This window comes from Micromonospora sp. NPDC007271 (genome assembly GCF_040634005.1).
GTDB lineage: Bacteria > Actinomycetota > Actinomycetes > Mycobacteriales > Micromonosporaceae > Micromonospora.
In genome coordinates, this window is the sequence record NZ_JBEYER010000013.1 from 24956 (window position 1) to 50843 (window position 25888).

Sequence of the window (25888 nt, forward strand, 5' to 3'; positions counted from 1 at the left end):
CGGCTCTCCTTCGTAGTGGGTCGCCGGTTACTACCCGACCGACGGCCCGGAAGGTTGCCCACCGACCGTAAGACGTCGTCAGCCGTGCAGGAAATCCGATCTGCCCAGCTCAGGCAGTCTTCCAGCGCAGCCGACCGTCCTTGGCGGTCTTGCACTGCATCAGTGTGCCCTTGGTGGTCCGGCCGAGAGCGCCAGCGGGACTGCAGAAGGCGCCAGGGGTCACGCCGGTGCGGATCGACGACGTCGTCGGCGCGGTCGTGCGCGGGGTGCTGGTGGTGCGCTTCGGCGTCGGCTTGGGGCTGGTCGGCGTCGGCTTGGAGGTGCTTCGCGTCGGCTTCGGCGTCGGGCTGGGTCGGCTGGTGGTGGCCGCAGGACTCGGCGACTCGGTCGTGGGTGCCGCGCTCGGCGGTTCGGTCGACGGCGTGGGGCTTTCCGGCTGGGCGGCGGACGGCTCGGCCAGCGCCCGCCCGCCTGCCGCGGACTCCTTGGCGGCCGGTTTGTCGTCACCCGAGCTGCCGATGGCGGCGATGCCGCCGCCGCAGCAGCAGAGCAGGAGCAGCCCGAGGAAGCCCCCGGCGATCTTCTGGCCGCGAGTGACGGGTCGCCTCGGGCCCTTGCCAGCAGCGCCGTTGGCCACGGGAGCGGTTGCCCAGCCGTGTGTCTCGGTCCGGCCGGCAGCCGGCACCCGCGCGGTCGGGTATGGCGGGACCGGTCCGTGTTGGGCGGTCGGGGCCTGCCACGGCGGGGGAGGCGGCGGTGGCGGGGGAGGCGGCACCGGTCGCCACGGCTCCTGCGGGGGTTGGTAGGTCACCCGTCCCAGTGTGCTTGCGTACGCAACAATTGCCAGAGGCTAATCGGGCGCCATGCGTATCGATACTTCGACGCGCGGTGCTGGCCCGAATGTCAGGCGAGTCGACCGAGTGACGGAGGGCCGGTCGGGCGCCGGGATGAACGAGCCGCAGGTCAGGCCGGCCTACCTTTGGCGGGTGGGGTTCTCCATCAAGCTCGCGCCCGGGGTGCGTGTCCGGGCCTCGTCGCGGGGCATCCGTACCAGTCTCGGTCCGCGCGCAGCGCGGATCCACGTCGGCGGCGGCCGTACCGGCTTCTCCACCGGCGTCGGGCCGGTCGGGTTCTACACCTCGCTCGGTGGCGGAGGTCGCGGCCGACCCGGCGGCGGCCGGACCACCTCCGCAGCGAGCTACCAGCGGCAACTCGCCGCCCAGCAGCGCCAGGCGGTACGGGAGCAGCGGGCGGAAGAGGCGCACCGCCTCGCTCAGGTCTTCCAGCGCATCCTCGAACTGCACCGGGTGGACTTCCCGCCCGCTTCCCGGCCGGTCGCACCGGAACCCGCACCTCCCGACCGGGAGAGCATCCGCAAGCACTACCAGAACCATGCCCTGGCCGGCGTCGGGCTCTTCGAGCGCAGCCGGCGGGCGCAGGCCAGACAGCAGGCGGCGCAGTGGACCGAGGCCGAGGTGCAACGGCAGTGGGCCGATCGGCTGGCCCAGCAGGCCGCCTGGCAGCAGTACCTCGACCAGCGCTGGCAGCAGCTGTGCACCAACGTGCCCGAGGTGGTGCTGGAGACCCTGGAGGAGGCGTTCGAGGACAACGAGGCGCCCAGCGCGGCCGTCGGCGTCAGCGGCGACGAGGTCTCCCTGGCGGTGCTCGTGCCCGGGGTCGATCAGGTGGTGCCCGACCGCATGGCCACCACCACCCAGGCCGGAAACCTGTCGTTGCGCAAGCTGCCCCAGCGCGACCGCGCCGCCTACTACAAGCTGTTCGTCTGCGGCCAGGTGCTGGTCACCGTACGGGAGGCGCTGGCCGTCGCGCCCGGCATCGCCGCCGTCCGGGTGGCCGTGCTGCGGCCCGACGGCGTGGACGCGTACGGCCGGCCGCGAGTCTCCTGCCTGTTGGCGGCGACGTTCGACCGATCCGCGCTGCGCGGGGTGCGGTGGCAGGTTGCCGACGCCGCCGCGATCGTGCGCGACACCAGCCGGGAACTGCTGCTCAACCCACGACCGCGTACCGGTGAGCTGCTACCCCTCGACCTCGCCGCCGAACCCGCGCTCACCCAGCTGCTCGCCGCCGTGGACCTGGCCGAGCTCACCGGCGACGGCTGAACTCAGGGTCTGTCCCGGTCTGGCCGCCTTCCCGGTCAGCCGCCGCCACCCTGGCCGCCCACGCCTCCGTGATCAAGGCGGTGCTGCACGCCCAGGGACGCATCCCGACGCCGGCGGTCCGCCCGCCGCTGCTGCCAGCCACGGCGCGCGCCCTGGCGTGTGTCGAGGACCTGGCCGGGGTGCCGGCGTAACGGGGGCGGGGCCGGCCGCGGCTGGGACCGGCCCCCGTCTCGGCTCAGGGTTTCCAGGAGCCGGCGTCTCCAGCCTGTGCTGCATTCCAGGATGCCGTTGGCGTCCTGGACGAGGACGGCGTCGCTCCGAGCGGAAATCTCCGCCGGGACGGGCAGGTTCACGGCGGCCGACGGTGAAGGTAGCGTGACGCTGTAACGCCACTGCGCTTGGTGACGCTGTAGGGACGTCACGGGGGCTGGCAAGGCCCAGAGGGGATGGCCAGCAGACCCGTCCACCTGCGAGAGGAAGTGCCGATGACGCCTGGTGCGAAGGCGTCGGGGCCGGTACCGGACGAGCATGCGCCGACGACCCCCGACTGGACCTGCGGCTCCTGCGGCGACGAGTGGCCCTGCGTCACGAAGCGTGGCCGTCTGTTGAACGAGTACCAGGTGGACCGGGCCGCGCTGAGCGTCTATCTGGGCTCCTGCCTGGCCGCCGCCACGCAGGACCTGTGCCACGCGCCGGTGTCGTCCCTGCAGGACCGGTTCATCGGCTGGGTACCGCGCGGCCGGCCCAACGGCTGACGGCTGCCCCGGTGGCCGCCGCGCACCTGCGGCGGCCACCGGAGCCGGGCTCAGGGGCGGCGGGGCCGCCGGGTGAGGGCGAAGCCGACCACGCCCGCCACGGCGGCGAGCACGCCACCGGCGGTGGTCCAGACCCAACGCGAGCCGGGTTCCGGGAGCCAGCCGGTGAGGCTGGTCTCCTCCTCGGCGACCGGTTCGGGCCCCGGCTCGGCGCTGAGCACCGTCCCGGGCCGGGTGTTCGGCACCAGCGGGGCCTCCAGTTTCCCGTCCTCACCGGACGTGCCGCCCTCGCCGTCCACGCCGACCAGCAGGTCCACGTCGATCGGCAGGCCGAGGTCCGGCTCGGGCAGGTCGGTCACGGCCAGCCGGACGTAGTAGGTGCCGGGCAGCGGGTCACCGGACCAGGGCTCGGCCCAGGGCCGGACCCGGCGCAGCGTGCAGCCCAGGGCGACGCTGGCCGCCGCCGCGTCGGCGGTCGGGGTCTGCGCCCCGGCCGTGCAGGCCTGCCGGCGGCGCAGCCCGTCGAAGACGTCGACCGCCCACGTCGACCTGCCGCTGCGGCCCTTCGGGAAGGAGACCGTCGCGGTGATCTCGTGGGTCTGCCCGGCCTCCGCCCGGAACGACCAGTAGAGGTAGTCGCCGGTCGACGCGCCCACCTGGACGGGCTGCCCGGCGGTGATGGCGGTGGCGGTCAGGAACGAGGTGCCGGCCTTGGTCACCGTGGCGGCGCCCGGCGACGGCGTCGGAGCGGCCGAGGCGACGGCCGGGGCGGTGGCCGGGGCGAGGGTCAGCCCGGCGGCGGCCAGCGCCGCCGCGGACCGGATCAGCGTACGCATCCTCAGTTCTCCCTCCAGGTGGCGACCCACCAACGGGTGAGCAGCCCGGCGAGCAGCCCGGTGACCAGCCCGGCCAGGGTGAGCAGGAGCAGCAGGGCCCAGCCGCGGCCGAGGTCCGGTCCGTCCGGGGCCGGGGAGGCGGCGACCACGTCGACGGTCAGCTCGATCGGCATGCCCGGGGTGGCCTCGGTGCCGGGGCGGGGGGCGAACGAGTTGCTGACCACCAGGCACACCGTCTGCGCGGTCACGGTCAGGGTGCCGGTCGGGGACGGGCTGGGGCCGTCCTCCTCGGCCGCGGACCAGCGCAGGCCGGCGGAGACGACGTCGGTGCGCCCGCTGCCGGCGTCGACGCCCCGGACCAGTTCCCGCCCGTCCGGCGCGGTGGCCCGCAGCAGTACCCCGTAGTCGGGGTTGACGGGTCGGTCCAGCGCCACGCTGACCGAGGCGCGCAGCTCCTGGCCGGGACGTACCGGCACCCGGTACCAGCGGTGCTCGGAGAACGCCTCCCGGTCGGTGTAGACGCCGGGGCCGAGCAGCGGTGCCCGGTCGCATTCCGCCGACCCGCCGACCACCGTCGGGGCGGCGGTGTAGGTGTCCCGGGCCCGGTCCACGAGCTGCTTGATCCGGCCGGTCAGCTCGTCGGCGCTCTGCGCCGCCGTGTACGTGCCGCCGGTCGCCGCGGCGATGCAGAGCAGCTGTCGCCGTACCTTGTCGTCGGGGGCGAGGCCCAGCGTGTCGACGACCAGTTTGGTGCCCTGGGCGGCGAGTTCGCGGGCCACCTCACAGGGGTCGGGCGGGGCGCAGGTGTCCTCGCCGTCGGTGATCAGCACGATCCGGCGGGCGGTGCTGCCGGTGCCGAGGTCCTGTGCGGCGGAGCGGAGCGCCAGCCCGACCGGGGTGAAGCCGGTCGGCCGGAGCGTGGCCACGGCCGCCTTGGCCTGCGCACGGTCCACCGGGCCGACCGGCACGATCTGCTGGGTGTCCAGGCAGCCCTGCTTCTTGTCCCTGCCCTTGTAGGTGGCACCGAGCACCCGGATGCCGAGCTGGGTCTCGTCGGGCAGCGCGTCAACGACCTCGTTGAACGCCTGCTGGGCGACGGAGATCCGGCTACGCCCGTCGATGTCGCGGGCGCGCATCGAGCCGCTGACGTCGAGGACCAGCTCGACCTTGGGCGGTTCGGCGGGGGTTTCGGCGGGGTCGTCGTCGGCCCTGGCGGGCGTCGGACCGATCAGCGCGGTGGTCGTCAGCAGTCCGATGAGGACAGCCAACGATCTTCTCTTGTTGATCACCGGCCGAAGTGTAGTGAGATCCACTTCGGATGATCACCCGGGTGGGGCGGCGGCAGTCGGGCCGGCGGCGGGCGTTGGGGTCCCTGCTCCAGCCCGCCCGTCCGGTCGGCGAATGTTCGTCATTCGGATATCCGGATTTGGAGCCCAAAAACCCGTAAATCCGGCGATCCTCATGTTTCCCGCTTTGTGTGCTGCAGGCTCCCTGCCGGGCGGGGCCGTAAGGCTCTCGTAAGGTATTCGGATCATGACCGTCCGTCAGCGGTCCGGGTGCAAGCATCCTGGCGGCGCGTGCCGATCGGGAAGCTGACCGGGGACGACCAGTTGTGCAGGTGATGTCGGATGGTTAAGCTTCACGTGCGCGCCCCAATCGCCCGCTTCCCCCGTGGCAGGCGATCGGGGCGCGTCTTTCCGTGCGCCCGGGCCCGACCGCGCTCCGGCCGGGCCGCTCCGGGGTCAGATCCAGCGACCGTCCAGCCACATCCGGGCGGACCACTCCGCGTACGTCATCAGCCGGCCCACGAAGATCGGATAGAAGTAGCCGAAGCAGAGGGCCACCAACAGCACGTACGCGCCCGCGACGACCCCGCCCACCAGCCGGCGGTCGGAGACGTGCTGCTCGCTCGGTGGTGGTGCCGTGGCGGAGGCCGGCGCCGGTGACGCGATCGCGCCGAGCACGTAGACCACCGCCAGCACCAGGAACGGCACCGCCGGGGCGGTGTAGAAGGAGAACATCGTCCGGCCGTCCAGGGCGAACCAGAACCAGGGCAGCAGGCCGGCGGCCACGCTGACCAGGATCGCCCCGGCCCGCCAGTCCCGCCGGGCCAACCCGAGCCAGGCCAGGGCCGCCAGCGCCGGCAGGAACGACCACCAGAGCAGCGGGGTGCCGAGCAGCAGGATCTCGGACGCGCAGCTCGGCGCGCCGCAGCTGCCCTCACCCGACCAGTAGAAGGCGACCGGCCGGCCGAGCAGCAGCCACTGCCACGGCCAGGACTGGTACTTGTGCGGGTCCTCGAGATGGGTGTGGAAGCCGTACGCGGCCCTGTGGTACTGGAACAGGTTGATCAGCGGGCCGATGACCGGGGCGTCGCTCAGCCCGTGGTTCGGGTACTGGCTGGCCAGGCGGAAGTAGCCGTCGTCGCTGAGCAGCCAGCCCGACCAGGTGGCGACATACGTGCCGACCAGCAGCACCCCGGCCGCGAGCAGCCAGGGCAGCTCGTCCAGCACGGCGTCCCGCCACGGGTGGCGGACGCCGGCCGACCGGCGGACGCCGACCTCCCAGAGGATCACCAGCAACGCGAAGGCCGGCACGAAGTACAGGCCGCTCCACTTCACCGCGCAGGCGCAGCCGAGCAGCACCCCGGCGAGCAGCCGCCACCACGGCCAGTCCCGCCAGGTCGATGGCGGGCGGCCGGCCCGCCCCGGCCGCGACGGGTCGAGCCCCGCCTCCAGCGCCCGGGTCCAGCGCCGCCGCCGGGCGTCCCGGTCCAGCACGAGTGCGCCGAACGCGGCCAGCACGAACAGCAGCAGGAAGATGTCGAGCAGCGCGGTGCGGGAGAGCACCAGGTGGAAGCCGTCCAGGGCGAGCAGCAGCCCGGCCGCGCAGCCCAGGGTGGTGGAGCGGAACATCCGCCGGCCGATCCGCACCAGCAGCAGCACCGACAGGGTGCCGGCCACGGCCGCCGCGATTCGCCAGCCGAGCTCCGGGGCGGTGGTGATCAGGTGCCCCGGTACGGAGATGTTCGTCTCCGCGTCCTGGTACCCGAAGGCCCACTCGCCGAGCCCGATCAGCCACTTGCCGAGCGGCGGGTGCACCACGTACGACGGGCCGTTGTCCTTGTAGTTCCACTCGACGCCCCGGTCGATCAGCCCGTACGCGTCCCGCGCGTAGTAGATCTCGTCGAAGATCTTGCCCTTCGGGCCGCTGAGCCCGACGAACCGCAGGATCGCCGCGATCGCCACGACGACCGAGGTGGCCAGCCAGGCGCGCCCGTCGAGGCGGGCGTCGACGGTGGCGAGCCGCCGCCGGACGACGGCCGGGATCCCGGCCCCACCCGTCGCGGTGCCCGGTTCGTCGTCCGTCCGCTCGGTGGCGGACCCGCTCGCGCTCTGTGCTGTCGACGCACTCGTCACCCGGCGATCGTAGGCTGCGAAGGTGCCCGGTGGCGCCCGTCGTCCCCGAGATTGGTACGGCCGTCGATGAAGGAGCGCACGCCGTGGGTGAAATGTCCGAGGTTGGCCGGCTGGTGCTGCTCGGCGCGCCGTTGGGCAACCCGGCCGACGCGTCGGCCCGGTTCCGCGAGGTGCTCGCCACCGCCGACGTGATCGCCGCCGAGGACACCCGGCGGCTCAGCCGGCTGGCTCGCGACCTCGACGTGACCGTGCCGGGCCGGATCGTCTCGTACTTCGAGGGCAACGAGGAGCGCCGTACCCCCGAACTGGTCGAGGTGCTCGCCGCCGGCTACACGATCGCCCTGGTCACCGACGGTGGCATGCCCAGCGTCTCCGACCCCGGCTACCGGCTGGTCCGGGCCGCCATCGACGCCGGCTGCCCGGTCACCGCGGCACCCGGGCCGAGTGCGGTGACCACCGCGCTGGCGCTCTCCGGGCTGCCCTGCGACCGGTTCTGCTTCGAGGGCTTCCTACCCCGCACGCCCGCCGCCCGCCGGTCCCGGCTGCGCGCCCTCGCCGCCGAGGAACGCACCCTGGTCCTCTTCGAGGCGCCGCACCGGATCGCCGGCGCACTGGCCGACCTGGCCACCGCCTTCGGCCCCGACCGGCCCGCCGCGCTCTGCCGGGAGCTGACCAAGACGTACGAGGAGGTGGTCCGCCGGCCGCTGGGCGAGTTGGCCGAGTGGGCCGCGGCGGGCGAGCCGCGCGGCGAGATCACCCTGGTCGTGGCGGGTGCGCCGCCAGTCGCGGCGGTCCGGCCCGACGACGACACGCTGCGCGCCGCGGTGGCCGAACGGGAGGCGGCCGGGCTGTCCCGGCGCGACGCGATCACCGAGGTCGCCGCCGCGTACCACCTGCGCCGCCGTGAGGTCTACACCGTCGTGCACCGCTGAAAGGAGGGCACCCCGCCTGCCGAACAGGAGGGGATCCTTCTGACCTCGCCGGCCGGCTCACCAGGCGGCGGCGAGGAAGCCGGCGGTGATCAGCGCCGGTCCCGCCAGCGCCGCCCCCACCGCCCAGCGGCGGTGCCGCCGGTCCGGCAGCCGGCCGGCCCCGGTCCACCGGGCGATGCCGGCGCCGCAGCCCAGCACCAGCAGCAGCCCGAGCAGCCAGCGCAGGTGCCGGCCGACGCCGGCATCCGCGTAGGCGGTGCCCCCGTCCGGCCCGGTCATCCGGGCGGGCAGGGCGCTGCCGGGGGCGTGACCTTCGGCCGGCACACCGCTGACCCGTATCCCGTGGGCGACGAACCGGTCACCGTCGGCCCGGAAGATCCCCCGGCAGCGCTGGGTCAGGCCGCCGCCGGCGCAGTCGGTGATCACCACGGTCCCGTTCGTGGCGTGCCCGGCGGCCAACCAGAACGGCTCCGCGCTCACCCAGGCGAAGAACGCCGAGAGCAGGCTCAACGCCACCAGCCCCGCCAGCGCCCGCAGCGGACGCGGCGGGTGGGACGGGCGGCTCCGGGATCGGAGGGCGGGCCGGCCGGCCGGCGACCCGCCCCTCCGCCGGGACAGCTCCGGGCGTACCGGTGTGCCGTCCCAGTGCACCTCCTCGATGGGCGCCCAGGAGACCTCGTCCGGGACGGGTCGCCGCCAGCTCGGCTGGCGGACCGGCACCCGGCGGGGCACCGCGTCCACCGGCGCCCCGGTGGTCGGTTCCACCTCCACCGGCGGGACTGCCGGGTCCAGCCGCGGCTGCGGCGCGACCGACCCGCCACGCGCCGCCGCCCCGATCCGGGCCCCGGCCGCGTCCGCACCCGGGCCGGCGGCTGGCCCGCCCTGCTCCGGCGCCGCTGGTCCGCTGGTCACGCCGTTCATTTGACACCGGTACGCGAGGTCGGTCGGGCAGCTCAGGCCGCGTGTCGGCGACAAATTGGACGAGCTGTCCGGATCGGGTGGCGGGACGGGCCCTATTGGTTCGCGGTCGACCCGAAGCAATCACTACGCTTGCTGCTCATGAGTCACGTTCTCGCCGCGGTCGCCTGGCCCTACGCCAACGGCCCGCGCCACATCGGCCACGTATCCGGATTCGGCGTTCCCTCTGACGTCTTCGCCCGGTACATGCGGATGGCCGGTCACGACGTGCTCATGGTCTCCGGCACCGACGAACACGGCACCCCGATCCAGGTGCAGGCGGACGCAGAGGGAGTCACCCCGCGCGAGCTGGCCGACCGGTACAACCGGGTGATCGCCGAGGACCTGCGGGCGCTGGGGCTCTCCTACGACCTGTTCACCCGCACCACCACCCGCAACCACTACGCGGTGGTGCAGGAGCTGTTCCTCGGGCTGCACCGCAACGGCTACATCGTCCCGAAGGTCACCACCGGGGCGATCTCCCCGTCCACCGGCCGCACCCTGCCCGACCGCTACATCGAGGGCACCTGCCCGATCTGCGGCTACGACAGCGCCCGCGGCGACCAGTGCGACAACTGCGGCAACCAGCTCGACCCGATCGACCTGATCGACCCGCGCTCCAAGATCAACGGGGAGACGCCGGAGTTCGTCGAGACCGAGCACTTCTTCCTGGACCTGCCCGCCCTGGCCGACGCCCTGCGCCAGTGGCTGGACAGCCGGGAGGGCTGGCGGCCCAACGTGCTGCGGTTCTCCAAGAACCTGCTGGACGACCTCCAGCCCCGAGCCATCACCCGGGACCTGGAGTGGGGCGTGCCGATCCCGCTGGACGGTTGGCGCGACCGGCCCGACAAGCGGATCTACGTCTGGTTCGACGCGGTCATCGGCTACCTGTCCGCCTCCATCGAGTGGGCCCGCCGTACCGGTGACCCCGAGGCCTGGCGCAAGTATTGGAATCCAAAGGACGCCGAGGGCTCCGCCGTCCCTGCCAGCGGAGCTGGCGGTGACGCCCGTGGCTACTACTTCATGGGCAAGGACAACATCGTCTTCCACTCGGTGATCTGGCCGGCGCTGCTCGACGGCTATTCCGGCGAGGGCGCCCGCGACGGCGAGCCGGGCGAACTGGGCCGGCTCAACCTGCCCACCGAGGTCGTCTCCAGCGAATACCTGACCATGGAGGGGCGGAAGTTCTCCTCCTCCCGCAAGGTGGTCATCTACGTCCGCGACTTCCTGGAGCGGTACGACGCCGACGCGCTGCGCTACTTCATCGCGGTCGCCGGTCCGGAGAGCAACGACACCGACTTCACCTGGGCCGAGTTCCTCCGCCGCAACAACGACGAGCTGGTCGCCGGCTGGGGCAACCTGGTCAACCGGTCCATCTCGATGGCGGCGAAGAACTTCGGGGCGATCCCGCCGATCGACCCGGCCGGGCTCACCGAGGCCGACCAGGCGCTGCTCGCCACCGCCCGGGCCGGTTTCGACACCGTGGGCGACCTGATCGCCAGGCACCGGCAGAAGCAGGCCATCGGCGAGGCGATGCGGGTCGTCGCCGAGGCCAACAAGTACCTCTCCGAGCAGGCGCCGTGGAAGCTCAAGGGCGAGGACGACAAGCCGCGGATGGGCACCATCCTGCACGTCGCCCTGCAGGTGGTCAGCGACGCCAACACGCTGCTCACCCCGTTCCTGCCGCACTCCGCCCAGAAGATCCACGAGCTGCTCGGCGGCACCGGCGTGCACGCGCCGATGCCGCGGATCGAGGAGGTCGAGGACCTCGACGGCGGGCCGGCGTACCCGGTGCTGACCGGCGACTACACGGTCGGCGCGCGCTGGGAGTCCGTACCCCTCGAGGTGGGCCGGCCGCTCGCGGCACCGAAGCCGGTGTTCCGCAAGCTCGACCCCACCATCGTCGACGAGGAGCTGGCCCGGCTGGCCGGCTGACCGTACGCGCGGCGGCGCGGGCCGGATCTGCCGGGCCGCGCCGCCGGCGCACTCAGGCGCGCGCCATCCGCGACGCGCCGATGAACTCCATGATCGCCTGGTTGATCTCGTCGGCGTGGGTCCACGGGATGCCGTGCGGGGCGCCCTTCAGGGTGATCAGCTTCGCGTTGGGCAGCATCGGCGCCAACCGCTGCCCGGTCGCCGGGTAGGGCAGTACGGCGTCCTTGTCGCCCTGGATGATCAGCACCGGTACGTCGATCCGGGGCAGGTCGTTGCGGAAGTCCGTCTGCCAGGCGTCCACGGAGTCGTGGGTGCCCTTGGCCGACGCCCGGGTGCCGATCTCCCAGTGCGCCCGGAACGCCTCCTCGCTGACCCGCCGGCCCTTGTTCTCGTCATAGTTGAAGAAGTTCTGGCAGAACTGGGTCAGGAAGGCGAAACGGTCGTCCAGGATCGCCTGCTGGAAGCCGTCGAAGAGGCCCTTGTCGACGCCCTCCGGGTCGTCCGGCGTCTTGAGCAGGAACGGCGCCAGCGGGGCGAGCAGCACCGCCCGGTCCACCCGGTTCGACCCGTACGAGCCCAGGTAGCGGGTCACCTCGCCGGTGCCCATCGAGTGGCCGATCAGGATGGCGTTGCGCAGGTCCAGCTCGGTCATCAGCACGTCCAGGTCGGCCGCGAAGGTGTTGTAGTCGTACCCCATGGCCGGTTGGGCGGAGGCACCGAAGCCGCGCCGGTCGTACGTGATCGTCCGGTATCCGGCCTTCAGCAGCGGGCCGGTCACCTTCTCCCAGCTCGCCCCGTTGAACGGGAAACCGTGGATCAGCACCACCGGCTGCCCGGAGCCGTGGTCCTCGTAGTACAGGTCGATGGGCGCGGAGTTCTCCGTGCCGACGGTGACGAAGGGCATGTCGGGTCTCCTGAGCTGGGGTGCCTTGTCGGACCCGGCGGATTCCCCCGCCGCTGCCGGTTATGCCCCCGGGTAGCGCAGGTCCACCACCTGGTCGTCGGTCACCTCGGTGGCCGGTGCCCAGGTCTCGTAGACGCCCCGCTCGTGGCACTGCGCCCCGGTCGTCACCACCGCGTCCGGGTCCGGACGGCACAACCGCAGCCGCAGCCAGCCCGACTCCTCCCGCAGCACCAGGCAGGGCACCCCACGCCAACTGGCGTAGCGCAGCCGCCGGGCCGCCGACTCCACCGGGTACCGGGCCGCCCGGGTCATCGCCAGCACCCGGAACCCGCCGGGCAGGTCGGCCACCGCCTCGTACTCGCCGCCGCCGTACGCGCCGACGAGCCGGGTCGAGCGGGGCGCGTCGCCGGTCGGCACGTACTCCTGGTCGGGGGAGAGACCGGGCACCGCGGACAGCAGGTGCCGCCACTGCGGGCCGACCATCCGCAGCCAGCCCCGCTGCTCCGCCTGGTAGGTGTAGAGCACCACCTCCACCCCCTCCGCCGGGTAGGCGAGCAGTGCGGCGTTGGCCGGCATCGGCAGGTCGGCGAAGTCCCGGGTGATGAACTCCGGGATGAGCTGGGCGTTGCTCGGCACGAAGCCGGTACCCAGCACCGGTGGCCCGAGCCGGTCCCGGGGCGGCAGCGCGAGGAGCCCCTGGTGCGCCGGGCCGACCGGCACGTCGTAGTCGCTCGGGTCGGTGGCCCGCCAGCGCAGCGCGTACGCCACGTCGCCGCCCTCGCCGTCGCCGCGCAGCACCGCCAGCCCGGCCGGCGTACGCAGGTGCGCCACGTCGTGCTCCCGGTAGCAGAAGCCGTGCGGCAGCCAACCCCGCACGTAGCCGGCGAGCTGGCGGGCGGAGAGCACCTTCACCATCCGGGTGCCCGGCCGGATCCCCGCCGAGCCGCGCACCGCGGCGAGCGTCGGATCCCCGGCCGCATCCGGCTGCTGACTGAGCTGGTGCAGGTACGGCCAGCCGCGCCCGCGGTGCACCGGCATCAGCAGCGGCGCGTCCGCGTCCTCGGCCGGCGGTGTCCCGCCGTGCACCGCGCTCACCTCGGTGACGTGCACGAACTTCCGCCACGGATACGCCACCCCAGGCCGGGGCGCCCACTCGAAGCCGGGCACCTCGTCGGCGCTGAACAACTCGTACGCCGCGCCCCGGGCGATCTCCTCCGCCGGGTGGACGCGACCGTCGTACGTCACGTGCAGCTCGGTCCCGCTGGCCTGAGGAGTGACGGTCACGACCCGGACGCTAAGCGTGGCAGATGTTGGAGGCGTGAACGGGCGGTGGCGGTCCGGGAACAGCGGCCGGCGGCGGTGTGTGATGCTGGCCGCGATGACCGAGCAGACCGAAACCCGCAAGCAGCGGGCCGCCCGCCGGGCCGGGGAGTTCCCGCCCGTCCCCGAGGCGCTGCCCGTCCCCGTGCTGGACAGCCACACCCACCTGGACATCACCGTCAGCGAATACGGCGGGCCCCCGCGAAGCGCGAGGAACGAGCCGGGGTCGCGAGCCCCGCAGTCGCGAGCGAACGGCGGCTCGGGCGGCGGGCCCGCCGACGACCCGGTCGGCGCGGCGATCGCGGTGGCCGCCGGCGTCGGCGTGGACCGGCTGGTGCAGGTCGGTGTCGACGTCGAGTCGTCCCGGTGGGGCGCCGACGTGGCCGAACGCTACGGCGGGGTGCTGGCCACCGTCGCGCTGCACCCGAACGAGGCACCCCGGCTGGCCGACCTGGACGAGGCGCTGCGCGCGATCGAGTCCCTCGCCGCGCGCGACCGGGTGCGCGGCGTCGGCGAGACCGGGATGGACTTCTTCCGTACCGGGGAGGACGGCCGGGCCGTGCAGGAGGAGAGCTTCCGGGCGCACATCGCCATCGCCAAGCGGTACGGCAAGGCGCTGGTCATCCACGACCGGGACGCCCACGCCGAGGTGCTGCGCATCCTCGACGACGAGGGCGCACCCGACACGGTCGTCATGCACTGCTTCTCGGGCGACGCCGACTTCGCCCGCGAGTGTGTCCGCCGGGGCTACCTGCTCAGCTTCGCCGGCACGGTCACCTTCGGCAGTGCCGCGGCGCTCCGCGAGGCGGCCACCGTCACGCCGGTCGACCAGCTGCTGGTGGAGACCGACGCCCCCTACCTGACCCCGATGCCGCACCGGGGCCGGCCCAACGCGTCGTACCTGATCCCGCTGACCGTCCGGTCGCTGGCCGCCACCACCGGCACCGATCTCGACGAGCTCTGCGCCGCCATCTCCGCCACCGGCGACCGCGCCTTCGGCCCGTGGTGAAAGGAGGGGCCCCTGGTTAACGCCCGGCGTTGACAAGGGGCCCCTCCTTCCCGGCCGGGCGGGGCGAATACGCTACGGGGCGTGACCGGACTCCTCGGCCCGGCGGAGATCCGGGAACTCGCCGCGCGCCTCGGCGTGACGCCGACCAAGAAGCTCGGCCAGAACTTCGTGCACGACCCGAACACCGTCCGCCGGATCGTCACCGCCGCCGGGCTCGCCCCCGACGACGTGGCCCTGGAGGTCGGCCCGGGGCTCGGCTCGCTCACCCTCGCCCTGCTCCCGGTCGCCGCGCACGTGCACGCCGTGGAGCTCGACCCGGCGCTGGCCGCCGCGCTGCCGGAGACCGCCGCCCGGTTCGCCGGCCCGGACGCCGCCCGGCTCACCGTGCACCCCGCCGACGCGCTCCGGGTCACCGCCGCCGACCTGGGCGAACCCGCCCCCACCGCGCTGGTGGCGAACCTGCCGTACAACGTCGCCGTACCGGTGGTGCTGCACCTCCTCGCCGAGCTGCCCACCCTGCGGCACGGCCTGGTGATGGTGCAGAAGGAGGTCGCCGACCGGCTCGTCGCCGGGCCCGGCTCGAAGGTGTACGGCGTCCCCTCGGTCAAGCTCGCCTGGTACGCCCGGGCCCGGGCCGCCGGCAAGGTCCCGCCCAACGTGTTCTGGCCGGTGCCGAACGTCGACTCCGGACTGGTCGCGTTCAGCCGGCGCGAGCCGCCCCGCGCCGACGTCCCGCGCGTGGCCGTCTTCGCGGTGATCGACGCGGCGTTCGCGCAGCGCCGCAAGACCCTGCGGGCGGCCCTGGCCGGCTGGGCCGGCGGCGCCGACCGGGCCGCCGCGGCGCTCACCGCCGCCGGTGTCGACCCGGGTGCCCGCGGCGAGTCGCTGACCGTGGAGCAGTTCGCCGCCATCGCCGCGTCGGCCCCGACCGCGCCCACCGCGGCCCAGTAGGCTGGGCGCCGTTGCCCGACCGCGCCGAGGAGCTGATCGTGGAGAAGCCGTTCGACATCCGCCTGCGCCCGCGGGACATCGTCCCGTGACCGAGGCCTGGCGACCGGACGACGAGGAGGAGCAGCGGCGCGGGGCCGGCGGGCCGGTGAAGGTCCGGGTGCCCGCCAAGGTCAACCTGCACCTCGGGGTGGGGCCGCTGCGCCGGGACGGCTACCACGAGCTGAACACCGTCTACCACGCGATCTCCATCTACGACGAGCTGACCGCCCGCCCCGGCGACACCCTCACCCTCACCATGGAGGGCGAGGGCACCGGCGAGCTGGCCCTCGACGACTCCAACCTGGTCATCCGGGCCGCCCACGCCCTCGCCGGGTACGCGGGCGTCCTGCCGTACGCCCGGCTGCACCTGCGCAAGCAGATCCCGCTCGCCGGCGGCCTGGCCGGCGGCAGCGCCGACGCGGCGGCCACCCTGGTCGCCTGCGACGCGCTCTGGGGCACCGGCCTGTCCCGGGACGAGCTGGCCGGTATCGCCGCCGACCTCGGCTCCGACGTGCCGTTCCTGATCCACGGCGGCACCGCGTTGGGCACCGGCCGGGGCGAGGCGGTCAGCCCGGTGCTCGCCCGCCCCACCTCCTGGCACTGGGTGGTGGCGATCGCCGAGGGCGGCCTCTCCACCCCTGCCGCCTACCGTGAGCTGGACCGGCTTCGCGACGCCGGTACCGCGGGCACGCCGCTCGGCAGCACCGACGCGCTGCTCGCCGCGCTGCGCCAGCGCGACCCGCGGGTGCTCGCCGCCGCCCTCGGCAACGATCTCCAGGACGCCGCGCTGTCCATGCGGCCGTCGCTGACCGACACCCTGAAGGCCGGGGAGGCGGCCGGCGCGCTCGCCGGGATCGTCTCCGGCTCCGGGCCGACCTGCGTCTTCCTCGCCGCCGACGAGACCCACGCCGGGCGGATCGCCGCCGAGATGGAGGCCGCCGGGGTGTGCCGACAGGCCCGCGTCGCCCATGGCCCGGTCGCCGGCGCCCGCGTCGTCTGACTCCGCCTCGACGCCCCGACCGGTCCGGTCCGCGTCCGGGACGAAGCCCCGGGTCGGCCCGGACTGCATGATCGACACGGTGTGCGGCGAGGTGTGGTCAGATCCGACGACGAGACCACACTGTGCCGCAACCGGAGTTGATCACTGGCGCCGCCGGTCGTGGGCTGGCGAGCCGTGGCGGCGGGCATCGTGGCGCGCGGCCGGGCGGACGGACGTGGGCGGCGTGGACAGGGGTGCGGGCGGGAGGCCGCGTACCCTGAGAGGCGGGCGTCCCCAGGTGCCGACTGCGGCACCGGGACGCCTTGATCATGAAAGGTGGGGGAGTGGCCAACATCGTCAACCTGGACCGGGTGTCCAAGGGGTACGGCGCCGCCGGGCCGCTGCTCACCGACGTCTCGCTCGGCCTCGACGACGCCGACCGGGTCGGCGTCGTCGGCCTCAACGGGGCCGGCAAGTCCACCCTGCTGCGGCTGCTCACCCGCATCGAGGAACCCGACGACGGCCGGGTCACCCACCGCCGCGACCTGCGCGTGTCCTGGCTGCCGCAGACCCTGAACCTCGCCCCCGACGCGACCGTCCGCGACGTCGTCCTCGGCACCGCCTGGCTCGACGAGAGCATGGGCGCCGAGCACGAGTGGGCCGGCGACGCCGGCGTCCGCGCCATCCTCGACGGCCTCGGCATGCCCCACCTCGGGCTCGACGCGCCCGTGGGCACGATGTCCGGCGGCGAGCGTCGCCGCGTCGCGCTCGCCGCGCTGCTGGTCCGCGACGCCGACCTGCTCATCCTCGACGAGCCCACCAACCACCTCGACGTCGGCGGCGTCGACTGGCTGGCCCGGCACCTGGTCACCCGCAAGGGCGCGCTCGTCGTGGTCACCCACGACCGGTGGTTCCTCGACGCCGTCTGCACCACCACCTGGGAGGTCGCCGACCAGACCGTCCGGGCGTACGAGGGCGGCTTCGCCGCCTGGACCCTCGCCCGGGTCGAGCGGGAGCGGGTCGCCGCCGCCACCGAGGCCCGCCGGCAGAACCTGCTCCGCAAGGAGATCGCCTGGCTGCGCCGCGGTGCGCCCGCGCGTATCTCCAAGCCGAAGTTCCGCATCGAGGCGGCCAACGCGCTCATCGCCGACGTACCGCCGCCGCGCGACACCATGTCGCTGCAGCGGCTCGCCACCGCCCGGCTCGGCAAGCAGGTGTACGACCTGGACCAGGTCACCCTGCACGCCGGCCCGAAGGAGATCCTGCACGACATCACCTGGCAGGTCGGCCCCGGCGACCGGGTCGCCATCCTCGGCCGCAACGGCGCCGGCAAGACCACCCTGCTGCGGATGCTCGCCGGGTTGACCCGCCCCGACGGCGGGCGCTTCACCACCGGGCAGACCGTCCGGCCCGCGTTCCTCTCCCAGGAACTCGCCGAACTCCCCGGTCACCTGCGCGTGCTGGAGGCCGTCGAGGAGGTGGCCCGGCGCGTGCAGTTCGGCGACCGGGAGATCAGCGCCGCCCAGCTCGCCGAGATCTTCGGCTTCGACGACCGGCGGCTCTGGACCCCGGTCAGCGATCTCTCCGGCGGCGAACGCCGGCGGCTCCAGATGCTCCGCCTGCTCGCCGGCGAGCCCAACGTGCTCCTCTTCGACGAGCCCACCAACGACCTGGACACCGACACCCTCGCCGCGCTGGAGGACCTGCTCGACTCCTGGCCCGGCACCATCGTGGTGGCCAGCCACGACCGGTACCTGATCGAGCGGGTCACCGACGTGGCGTACGGGATGTTCGGCGACGGGCGGCTGGTGCACCTGCCCGGCGGGGTCGACGAGTACCTCGCCCGGGCCGCCGCCAGCGGCGGCCCGGCGCCCGCCGATCTCACCCCGGCCGCGACCGCCCCGGCCCGCGAAGGCATGTCCGCCGCCGAGGTACGCACCGCGAAGAAGGAACTCGGCAAGCTGGAACGGCAGATCGCGAAGCTCGAGCAGAAGGAGGCGGACCTGCTCGACCGGCTCGCCGCCCACGCCACCGACTATGCGAAGGTCGCCGAGCTGGACGCCCAGCTGAAGGAGTTGCGGGCCGAGCGGGAACGCACCGAGGAGGCCTGGCTGACCCTCGCCGAGGAACTGCCGACCGGCTGACCCCGATCCGGGGTGGGGGGTGTGCGGCGTCACAACCGGTCGTACGGGACAATCGCTGGCGACCCCTCATCCGAACGGTCTTGGAGACGCAGAGATGGCCCACACCCCCGTCAACCACCCCGCGCGGCCGGTCTACCGGGCGATCGGCGGGCTCGTTGGTCTGTACTTCGTCGTCTTCGGCGTGATCGGCGTCATCACGACCGCCGGCAACGGGGCGTTCGCCCAGGACGACTCCCTCAAGGTCCTCGGCCAGGGCGCCAACCTCGGCTTCTCGCTGCTCTCGATCGTGTTCGGGGCCGTGATCCTGGCCGGCGTCGCGATCGGCCGCAACCTCGACGTCGCCATCAACCAGTGGACCGCCTACGCGTTGATGGTCCTCGGCCTGGCCGAGCTGGCCTTCCTGCACACCGACGCCAACATCTTCAACTTCTCGATCATGACCGTGATCGTGCTGCTGACCCTCTCCCTGGTGCTCCTGATGGCCGGCATGTACGGCAAGGTCGGCACCGACGAGGAGCAGGAGGCCTGGCAGAAGGCCCGGCTCGTGCTCTGACCGCAGCCCTGCTCGAAGGCCCGGCTCCCGCCGGGCCTTCGGCGTTTCCAGAGACGCATCCGGGCGGTATGGGCGAGAATCTCCACGAAACGCCAATTGTCTGGAGGGCCCCATGCATCTCCCGGTGAACCATCCCGCCCGGCCGGTCTACCGGGTCCTCGCCGGGCTCATCGGGGTCTACATCCTGGCGTTCGGGGTCTACGGGGTCGTCCTCACCTGGGACACGGGCCTCTTCGGCCGGGGCAGCGACTGGTCGCTCGGACTCCGGACCAACCTGGCCTTCTCCATCGTCTCGGTCATCTTCGGCGCGTTCCTGCTGATCGGGGCGTCCCGCCGCGGCAACCTCGGCCACTACATGAACCTGACCGCCGGGGCGGTCTTCCTGTTCACCGCCCTGCTCATGATGGGCCTGCTCCAGACCGCGAACTTCCTCAACTTCTCGATGTCCACCGTCATCGTGTCGCTGCTGTTCGGGCTGGTCCTGCTCGGCACCGGCCTCTACGACAAGGTCGGTCCCCCCGAACACGCCAAGGCTGCGGAGGATCGCCGCTACCACCCGGTCGGCGAGCAGCATCGTTGACCGCCGGCCGCCAAGCCCCCGGACCCGTCGGCCGCTCAGCCCAGCTTGCGGGACGTGCTCAGGCCCGGCTTCGCCTCCAGGTGCGACAGCCCGTTCCAGGCCAGGTTCACCAGGTGCGCCGCGACCGTCTCCTTCCGCGGCTTGCGCACCTCCAGCCACCAGCGCCCGGTCAACGCCACCATGCCCACCAGCGCCTGTGAGTACAGCTCGGCCAGCTTCGGGTCGTACCCCCGGCTGGAGAACTCCGCGCCCAGGATGTGCTCCACCTGATGCGCCACGTCGTTCATCACGCTGCTGAAGTTGCCCGTCGCCGACATCAGCGGCGACTCCCGGACCAGCACCCGGAACCCGCTGGTCTCCTCCTCGATGTACGTCAGCAGCGTCGACGCCGCCTGTTCCAGCAGCTCTCGTGGATGGCCCGCGGTCAGCGCGGTGGTTATCCGCTCCAGCAGCGACCGGACCTCCCGGTCCACCACCACCGCGTACAGCCCCTCCTTGCCGCCGAAGTGCTCGTACACGACCGGCTTGGAGACCTTGGCCCGGGCAGCCACCTCCTCTATCGAGGTGGCGTCGAATCCACGCTCGGCGAAGATCTGCCGGGCGATCGAGATCAGCTGCTCCCGGCGCTGGGCCGCGGACATCCGTACCCGGGAAGCGGGCTTCGCCGCGGGGACCGCTCGCCGCCGGGCCGCACCGCCGGCTTTGCCCGGGTCGGTCATCTCGTCACCTCGCCGGCGCTCGGTGCCGCCCTGCTGCGGGATCTCCCTGCTCATCGGGGCGCCTCGCCGATCCGTGCTGCGGCCGGAGCGCCGGCCCGGCGCTGAAGCTCGGTCATCCGGCCATCCTGCCAGGCCGCCGGGCCATCGGGTGGCCGCTCGCCGCGAGGCTGGACGGCCGTCGCCGGCCCGGCTGGTAACTAGGTCGGCCGGTCCTCTCCCGGCCCCACCAGCTTCGCGGTGAGCCGCTCCGGTTTCGGCCACCGGACCGCCCAGGCCGCCCCGGACTTCTCCAGCAGCCAGATCACCCGCGCCGACGGGTCGAGCTGGCCCCGCAGCACCCCGTGCCGCGCGCTGGTCGGCTCGGCGTGGTGCAGGTTGTGCCAGCTCTCCCCGAACGACAGCAGCGCCAGCGGCCAGAAGTTCGCGGCGCGGTCCCCCGGACGCATCGCGAACGGGCGCTCCCCGTAGACGTGGCAGACCGAGTTGATCGCCCACGTGACGTGGTGCAGCAGCGCGACCCGGACCAGCCCGCCCCAGAAGAACCCGGTCAGCGCGCCCTGCCACGATGCGGTGAGCAGTCCGCCCATCGCCGCCGGGCCGAGCAACGAGATCGCTACCAGCAGCGGGAAGAGCCGGTCGACCCGGCGGGTGGCCGGATCGGCGAGCAGATCCGGGGCGAACCGCTCGCGGTTGGACAGTTCCCGGTTGAACAGCCAGCCGACGTGCGCGTGGAACAGGCCGCGGGTCAGCCCGGCGACGCTCTGCCCGAAGCGCCACGGCGAGTGCGGGTCGCCCTCCAGGTCGGAGTAGGCGTGGTGCCGGCGGTGGTCGGCCACCCACTGGATGATCTCGCCCTGGACCGCGAACGACCCCGCCACCGCGAGCGCCACCCGCAGCCACGGCTTCGCCTTGAACGAACCGTGGGTGAAGTACCGGTGGTAGCCGACGGTGACGCCGAGGCCGGACAGCATGTACCAGAAGGCGGCCACGGCTATGTCGCTCCAGCCCAGCCACCCGCCCCAGGCCACGGGTACGGCGGCGACCAGAGCGAGGAACGGGATGACCACGAAGGCCCACAGGGCGATCAGGATGCCTCGGGACTGGTGGCCCTGGGTCAGCGGCTTGGGCTTGGGTCCGGTGTTCGGCCCGGTCAGGGCGGTCGACATGGCACCTCCCAGGGAAGATGGGTTACGCCTACGTCACCGTAACCAGGAGCCGGCCGGATCGCAGCGGACAGTCCGAATCGTGAATGGCCGCGCCTGCCGTACGCCTGCCCTGACCTGCCGACGTGACCGACGATGACGTCCCGATCACCCACGGTCGCCCCTACCGCGGCCGAAAGCCGGAGCTCTATGAACGGGCGCTCGCCCTCCGGCGGGAGGGCTGCCCGGTGGGCGAAATCGCGGAGCGGCTGCGGGTGTCAAAGTCGACCGCATACCTCTGGACCCGGCATCTTCCGCTCGACCCAGAGTTGGTCCGGCGGCGGCGCCGGGCAGCTTCGCGGGCGAGGGCGGATGCCCAGTGGGACGGCTATCGTGCCGGTTCGTCAACAGTGATCCGCTGCTGGTGGCAATCTTTCTGCGGTTCCTCGACGCGCTCGGTGTGCCACCGGCCGACCGGGGAGGTTCCGGGTGAGCATCCACGAAACCGCCGACGCGTCGGCTGTCGGCACGGGCTATCGCGGCTGCCTGACTATCTACGTTGTCAGGTCGAGCCGAACTACTGGAAGATCGAGGGGATCATGAAGGGAATGGCCGATGAGGATCAACCTCGCGACCGGTAAGGTGTAGACAGCGCCAAGCGGGTTCCTGTTTGCCCGTTTTGACCGTCCCGGGTCGTCTAATGGCAGGACGTCAGGTTTTGGTCCTGATTGTAGGGGTTCGAATCCTCTCCCGGGAGCTTCTGCTGTTTGGCCGTGCTCGCGTGGTTAGCATGGCCGCGAGACTGTCGCCGTCCCGACGGGAGCCACGTCGTGTCCCAGCCCCACCTCCGCACCGTCGTCGTGCTCGCCGCCGGTGAGGGCAAGCGGATGAAGTCGGCCCTGCCCAAGGTGCTGCACCCGCTGCTCGGCCGTACCCTCCTCGGACATGTGCTGGCGGCGGCGGCGCCGCTGGCGGCGGACCGCACCGTGGTCGTGGTCGGTCACGGCGCCGACCAGGTCCGGGCGCACCTGGCCGAGGTTGCCCCGGAGGCCGCTCCCGTGCTGCAGGAGCGGCAGCTCGGCACCGGGCACGCGGTCCGGATCGCGCTCGACGCGGTGTCGGACGTCACCGGCACGGTGGTGGTGATCAACGGAGACGTGCCGCTGCTGCGGCCGGAGACCGTGCGGGCCCTGGTCGACGCGCACGAGGACGCGGGCGCGGCGGCTACCGTGCTCGCCGCCCAGGTGCCCGACCCGGCCGGGCTCGGCCGGATCGTCCGCGACGCGGAGGGGCGGCTGGAGCAGATCGTCGAGGAGCGCGACGCGACCCCGGAGCAGCGCGCCCTGCGGGAGATCAACGCGGGCATCTACGCGTTCGACGTGGCGCGGCTGCGGGACGCGCTGGGCAAGCTCTCCACCGACAACGACCAGGGCGAGGAGTACCTGACCGACGTCTTCGGCCTGCTGCGGGACGCCGGCGAGCCGGTGGCGGTGCACTGCGCCGCCGACCACGTGGAGACGCTGGGCTGCAACGACCGGGTCGAGCTGGCCGGGCTGCGCCGGCTGCTGCGGGACCGGGTCAACGAGGGCTGGATGCGGAGCGGGGTGAGCATCCTCGACCCGCACACCACCTGGATCGACGTGACGGTGACCGTCGAGCGGGACGCGGTGATCGACCAGAACACCCAGCTCCAGGGCGTGACGGTGGTCGGCGCGGGCGCGGTGGTCGGCCCGGACACCACCCTGATCGACACCACGGTCGGCGCCGGTGCCAGCGTGCTGCGCAGCCACGCGGTGGGGGCCGAGGTCGGTCCGCGGGCCAGCGTGGGGCCGTTCGCCTACCTGCGGCCGGCCACGCGGCTCGCCGAGAAGGCCAAGGTGGGCACGTTCGTCGAGGTGAAGAACTCCGAGGTGGGGGCGGGCGCCAAGGTGCCGCACCTGTCGTACGTGGGGGACGCGACGATCGGGGCGAAGGCGAACATCGGCGCGGCGACGATCTTCGTGAACTACGACGGGGTGAACAAGCACCACACCACGGTCGGCGAGGGCGCCTTCATCGGGTGCGACACCAGCCTCATCGCGCCGGTCGAGGTGGGGGCCGGGGCGTATGTCGCGGCGGGCAGCGCGATCAGCCAGGACGTGCCGCCGGGAGCGCTCGGGGTGACCCGGGCGCCCCAGCGCAGCATCGACGGCTGGGTGGCCCGTAAGCGGCCCGGCACGGTCTCCGCCGAGGCGGCCGAGCGGGCCCGAGAGGGTGCGTCGGGCGAGGCCGAAGCCGCAAGCGAAGGTGACTGAATCCACGAGGGTGCCGAGTCCGTGGGCGGCCCGGTGAACCCGGGGGATACTGCAACCGAATAGTCCCCGGCCCGACCGCCGCCGGGAACCACCGACACACGGGAGCAGACGGGCCCATGGGCAGCATCGTCGCCGAAAACCGCAAGAGCCTGATGCTCTTCTCCGGACGTGGCTTTCCGGAGCTGGCCAAGGAGATCGGTGAGGTGCTCGGCGTCGCGCCGACGCCCTCCGACTCGTACGAGTTCGCCAATGGTGAGCTCTTCGTACGGTTCAAGGACTCGGTGCGCGGTTCGGACGCCTTCGTGGTGCAGTCCGTGACGCACGGGGTGAACACCTGGGTCATGGAGACCCTGATCATGGTCGACGCGTTGAAGCGCGGCTCGGCCAAGCGGATCACCGTGGTGCTGCCGTACTACCCGTACTCCCGGCAGGACAAGAAGCACCGCGGCCGGGAGCCGATCTCGGCGCGGCTGGTGGCCGACCTGCTGAAGACCGCGGGTGCGAACCGGATCCTCACGGTCGACCTGCACACCGCCCAGATCCAGGGCTTCTTCGACGGTCCGGTGGACCACCTGTTCGCGATGGACGTGCTGGCCGAGTACGTGGAGCACAAGTACGCGGGCCGCCCGATGACGGTGGTGGCGCCGGACTCGGGCCGGGTGCGGGTGGCGGAGCGTTGGACGGACCGGCTGGGCGGCTGCCCGCTGGCCTTCATCCACAAGACCCGGGACCCGCTGAAGCCGAACCAGGTGGTGGCGAACCGGGTGGTCGGTGAGGTGGAGGGCCGGGTCTGCCTGATCGTCGACGACATGATCGACACCGGTGGCACGATCGCCAAGGCGGCCGACATCCTGAAGGACTCGGGCGCTGCGGACGTCGTGGTCGCCTCGACCCACGCGTTGCTGTCGGACCCGGCGACCGAGCGGCTGAAGAACAGCCCGATCAGCGAGGTCGTCGTGACCAACACGCTGCCGCTGCCGCCGGAGAAGCAGCTCGACAAGATCACCGTGCTGTCGATCGCGCCGCTGCTGGCCCGGGCGATCCGGGAGGTCTTCGACGACGGTTCGGTGACCACGCTCTTCGGTGGCCTGAGCTGAGCCTCCGCGCCGGCCACCGGCGGCCCATCTGACCGGCCACCGGTGGCCGGCGTGAACGGCCACTGGTGGCCGGCGGGTCGACCGTGGCGGTGTTGTGGGGACTGCCGGAAGGCGCGGAAAAGGCTCGGGTAGACTGGTGCGGTTGCCACGGCGAGGGTGCCCTGCGGGCCGCTGAAGAAGCGCCGCACGGAGGTGCCGTCATCGACGCGGTGCTCCGGGCAGTCGATCATGACGCATGAGCCCCCAGCGAGCCCCTCGCCCAGCACCGCCAGACGACAAGCCGCCAGCAGCGAAGCATCAGGAGTTTCCCCGTGTCCGAGGTAAAGATCAGCGCCGAGCCCCGTACCGAGTTCGGCAAGGGTGGTGCCCGTCGTACCCGCCGGGCCGGCAAGGTGCCCGCCGTGCTGTACGGCCACGGCGAGAAGCCCAAGCACATCGCGCTCCCGGCGCGTGAGTTCGCCGCCGCGATCCGTAAGGGCGGAGCGAACCAGCTCTTCGCGATCGAGGTCAGCGACGGCACCCAGGTGCTGGCGCTGCCGAAGGCGATCCAGCGTGACCCGATCAAGGACACCTTCGAGCACGTCGACCTGCTGCTGGTCCGCCGTGGTGAGAAGGTCACCGTCGAGGTCCCGGTGGAGCTGACCGGTGAGGCCGCGAAGGACACCCTGATCGTGCACGACCACGACACCCTCTCGGTGACCGCCGACGCCACCAAGGTGCCGGACCACCTGGAGGCCTCGATCGAGGGCGCCGAGCCGGGCGTCCAGGTCACCGCCGCCGACGTCGCGCTGCCGGCCGGTGTCGAGCTGGCCGCCGACCCGGAGCTGCCGGTCGCCACGGTGACCGCCGCCCCGACCGCCGAGCAGCTCGAGGCCACCCTCCCCGAGGTCGAGGAGGCCGCCGAGGAGGCCGAGGCGGAGGTCGGCGAGGAGACCGCCGAGGCTCCCGAGGGCGCGCCGGCCGCCGAGGGCGAGGAGGCCCCGGCCGAGGCGAAGACCGAGGCCTGACCGGTCCGCTGGCTGTGCGACAGGCGTCCCCGTACTCCGGGGGCGCCTGTCGGCGTGTCGGGGCCGGTGGCCGGGTGGCGGCCCGGGTGCGACGGTTCCGGTTCGTGGCGCGGTGGCAGCCGGCCGGGCGGGAGTGGTCGGTCGCCGGGTGACGGCCCGGGCGCGATGCTTCCGCGACGGCGGGCGCGGGGGGCTT

General features: G+C 73.0%; 22 protein-coding genes, 1 tRNA gene and 2 pseudogenes. 16 read left to right on the forward strand and 9 right to left on the reverse strand.

The window, feature by feature from the left end:
- Positions 1-109: 109 nt before the first annotated feature.
- Positions 110-637, reverse strand: a complete 528-nt coding sequence (locus ABZ570_RS07265) for a hypothetical protein (RefSeq protein WP_358058196.1) — start codon at positions 635-637, stop codon at positions 110-112.
- 349 nt (positions 638-986) lie between these two features.
- Here ABZ570_RS07265 and ABZ570_RS07270 point away from each other — a divergent pair, with 349 nt between their 5' ends.
- The 3 genes and pseudogenes from ABZ570_RS07270 (at position 987) to ABZ570_RS07280 (ending at position 2875) form a co-directional block, all read left to right on the forward strand.
- Positions 987-2120 carry a DUF4236 domain-containing protein gene (locus tag ABZ570_RS07270; RefSeq protein WP_358058199.1) on the forward strand — a complete coding sequence of 378 codons (1134 nt, stop codon included), beginning with the start codon at positions 987-989 and terminating at the stop codon, positions 2118-2120.
- 59 nt (positions 2121-2179) lie between these two features.
- Positions 2180-2311 (forward strand): annotated as a pseudogene (locus ABZ570_RS07275) (4-hydroxy-tetrahydrodipicolinate synthase); the annotation flags it as partial.
- A 294-nt stretch (positions 2312-2605) separates the two neighbouring features.
- Positions 2606-2875: a hypothetical protein gene (locus tag ABZ570_RS07280; RefSeq protein WP_358058202.1), complete on the forward strand. Its 270-nt coding sequence runs from the start codon at positions 2606-2608 to the stop codon at positions 2873-2875.
- A gap of 50 nt (positions 2876-2925) precedes the next feature.
- On the opposite strand, the gene ABZ570_RS07285 is transcribed toward ABZ570_RS07280, so the two are convergent.
- The 3 genes from ABZ570_RS07285 to ABZ570_RS07295 all read right to left on the reverse strand — a co-directional run bounded on the left by ABZ570_RS07285 (position 2926) and on the right by ABZ570_RS07295 (position 7130).
- Complete coding sequence (locus ABZ570_RS07285) at positions 2926-3711, reverse strand: peptidase (RefSeq protein ID WP_358058204.1); 786 nt, start codon at positions 3709-3711, stop codon at positions 2926-2928.
- 2 nt (positions 3712-3713) lie between these two features.
- On the reverse strand, positions 3714-5000 hold the full coding sequence (locus ABZ570_RS07290; RefSeq protein WP_358058207.1) for a VWA domain-containing protein: 1287 nt from the start codon (positions 4998-5000) through the stop codon (positions 3714-3716).
- Positions 5001-5453: 453 nt separating this feature from the next.
- Positions 5454-7130: a phospholipid carrier-dependent glycosyltransferase gene (locus ABZ570_RS07295; protein WP_358058210.1), complete on the reverse strand. Its 1677-nt coding sequence runs from the start codon at positions 7128-7130 to the stop codon at positions 5454-5456.
- Positions 7131-7213: 83 nt separating this feature from the next.
- Between ABZ570_RS07295 and rsmI the strand changes: the two genes are divergently transcribed.
- Positions 7214-8062, forward strand: a complete 849-nt coding sequence (rsmI, locus tag ABZ570_RS07300; protein WP_358058213.1) for a 16S rRNA (cytidine(1402)-2'-O)-methyltransferase — start codon at positions 7214-7216, stop codon at positions 8060-8062.
- Between the two features lie 57 nt (positions 8063-8119).
- Here the strand turns inward: rsmI and ABZ570_RS07305 are convergent, their stop codons facing one another.
- Entirely contained in the window at positions 8120-8983 is an 864-nt protein-coding gene (locus tag ABZ570_RS07305; RefSeq protein ID WP_358058216.1) for a hypothetical protein, read from the reverse strand.
- A gap of 138 nt (positions 8984-9121) precedes the next feature.
- Here ABZ570_RS07305 and metG point away from each other — a divergent pair, with 138 nt between their 5' ends.
- Entirely contained in the window at positions 9122-10954 is a 1833-nt protein-coding gene (gene metG / locus ABZ570_RS07310) for a methionine--tRNA ligase (RefSeq protein WP_358058219.1), read from the forward strand.
- 52 nt (positions 10955-11006) lie between these two features.
- Here the strand turns inward: metG and ABZ570_RS07315 are convergent, their stop codons facing one another.
- Positions 11007-11858, reverse strand: coding sequence for an alpha/beta hydrolase (locus ABZ570_RS07315; RefSeq protein WP_358058222.1), 852 nt, complete (start codon positions 11856-11858; stop codon positions 11007-11009).
- Positions 11859-11918: 60 nt separating this feature from the next.
- A complete protein-coding gene (locus ABZ570_RS07320) occupies positions 11919-13142 on the reverse strand; it encodes a hypothetical protein (RefSeq protein ID WP_358058225.1) in 1224 nt (407 codons plus the stop codon).
- A gap of 82 nt (positions 13143-13224) precedes the next feature.
- Between ABZ570_RS07320 and ABZ570_RS07325 the strand changes: the two genes are divergently transcribed.
- From ABZ570_RS07325 to ABZ570_RS07350, 6 genes are all read left to right on the forward strand, one after another.
- On the forward strand, positions 13225-14187 hold the full coding sequence (locus ABZ570_RS07325; RefSeq protein WP_358058228.1) for a TatD family hydrolase: 963 nt from the start codon (positions 13225-13227) through the stop codon (positions 14185-14187).
- Positions 14188-14268: 81 nt separating this feature from the next.
- Positions 14269-15138: a 16S rRNA (adenine(1518)-N(6)/adenine(1519)-N(6))-dimethyltransferase RsmA gene (rsmA, locus tag ABZ570_RS07330; protein ID WP_358058231.1), complete on the forward strand. Its 870-nt coding sequence runs from the start codon at positions 14269-14271 to the stop codon at positions 15136-15138.
- An 85-nt stretch (positions 15139-15223) separates the two neighbouring features.
- The gene (locus tag ABZ570_RS07335; RefSeq protein WP_358058234.1) at positions 15224-16177 is read left to right on the forward strand and encodes a 4-(cytidine 5'-diphospho)-2-C-methyl-D-erythritol kinase; all 954 of its coding nucleotides are present in this window, start codon (positions 15224-15226) and stop codon (positions 16175-16177) included.
- Positions 16178-16500: 323 nt separating this feature from the next.
- Positions 16501-18300 (forward strand): ABC-F family ATP-binding cassette domain-containing protein, encoded by a 1800-nt coding sequence (locus ABZ570_RS07340; protein ID WP_358058237.1) that lies wholly within the window; start codon positions 16501-16503, stop codon positions 18298-18300.
- 94 nt (positions 18301-18394) lie between these two features.
- The gene (locus ABZ570_RS07345; RefSeq protein ID WP_358058240.1) at positions 18395-18853 is read left to right on the forward strand and encodes a DUF4383 domain-containing protein; all 459 of its coding nucleotides are present in this window, start codon (positions 18395-18397) and stop codon (positions 18851-18853) included.
- Between the two features lie 112 nt (positions 18854-18965).
- A complete protein-coding gene (locus ABZ570_RS07350; RefSeq protein WP_358058243.1) occupies positions 18966-19433 on the forward strand; it encodes a DUF4383 domain-containing protein in 468 nt (155 codons plus the stop codon).
- A gap of 35 nt (positions 19434-19468) precedes the next feature.
- Here the strand turns inward: ABZ570_RS07350 and ABZ570_RS07355 are convergent, their stop codons facing one another.
- Entirely contained in the window at positions 19469-20152 is a 684-nt protein-coding gene (locus ABZ570_RS07355; protein WP_358058352.1) for a TetR/AcrR family transcriptional regulator, read from the reverse strand.
- A 197-nt stretch (positions 20153-20349) separates the two neighbouring features.
- Positions 20350-21318, reverse strand: a complete 969-nt coding sequence (locus ABZ570_RS07360) for an acyl-CoA desaturase (protein ID WP_358058246.1) — start codon at positions 21316-21318, stop codon at positions 20350-20352.
- A gap of 122 nt (positions 21319-21440) precedes the next feature.
- Here ABZ570_RS07360 and ABZ570_RS07365 point away from each other — a divergent pair, with 122 nt between their 5' ends.
- From ABZ570_RS07365 to ABZ570_RS07385, 5 genes and pseudogenes are all read left to right on the forward strand, one after another.
- Positions 21441-21935: a hypothetical protein gene (locus tag ABZ570_RS07365; protein ID WP_358058249.1), complete on the forward strand. Its 495-nt coding sequence runs from the start codon at positions 21441-21443 to the stop codon at positions 21933-21935.
- Between the two features lie 45 nt (positions 21936-21980).
- Positions 21981-22051: transfer RNA gene (locus ABZ570_RS07370), tRNA-Gln, on the forward strand.
- A gap of 73 nt (positions 22052-22124) precedes the next feature.
- A pseudogene (gene glmU, locus ABZ570_RS07375) lies at positions 22125-23651 on the forward strand (bifunctional UDP-N-acetylglucosamine diphosphorylase/glucosamine-1-phosphate N-acetyltransferase GlmU).
- Between the two features lie 53 nt (positions 23652-23704).
- Positions 23705-24685, forward strand: a complete 981-nt coding sequence (locus tag ABZ570_RS07380; RefSeq protein WP_358058252.1) for a ribose-phosphate diphosphokinase — start codon at positions 23705-23707, stop codon at positions 24683-24685.
- Positions 24686-24996: 311 nt separating this feature from the next.
- The gene (locus tag ABZ570_RS07385; RefSeq protein ID WP_358058255.1) at positions 24997-25692 is read left to right on the forward strand and encodes a 50S ribosomal protein L25/general stress protein Ctc; all 696 of its coding nucleotides are present in this window, start codon (positions 24997-24999) and stop codon (positions 25690-25692) included.
- Positions 25693-25888 lie beyond the last annotated feature (196 nt).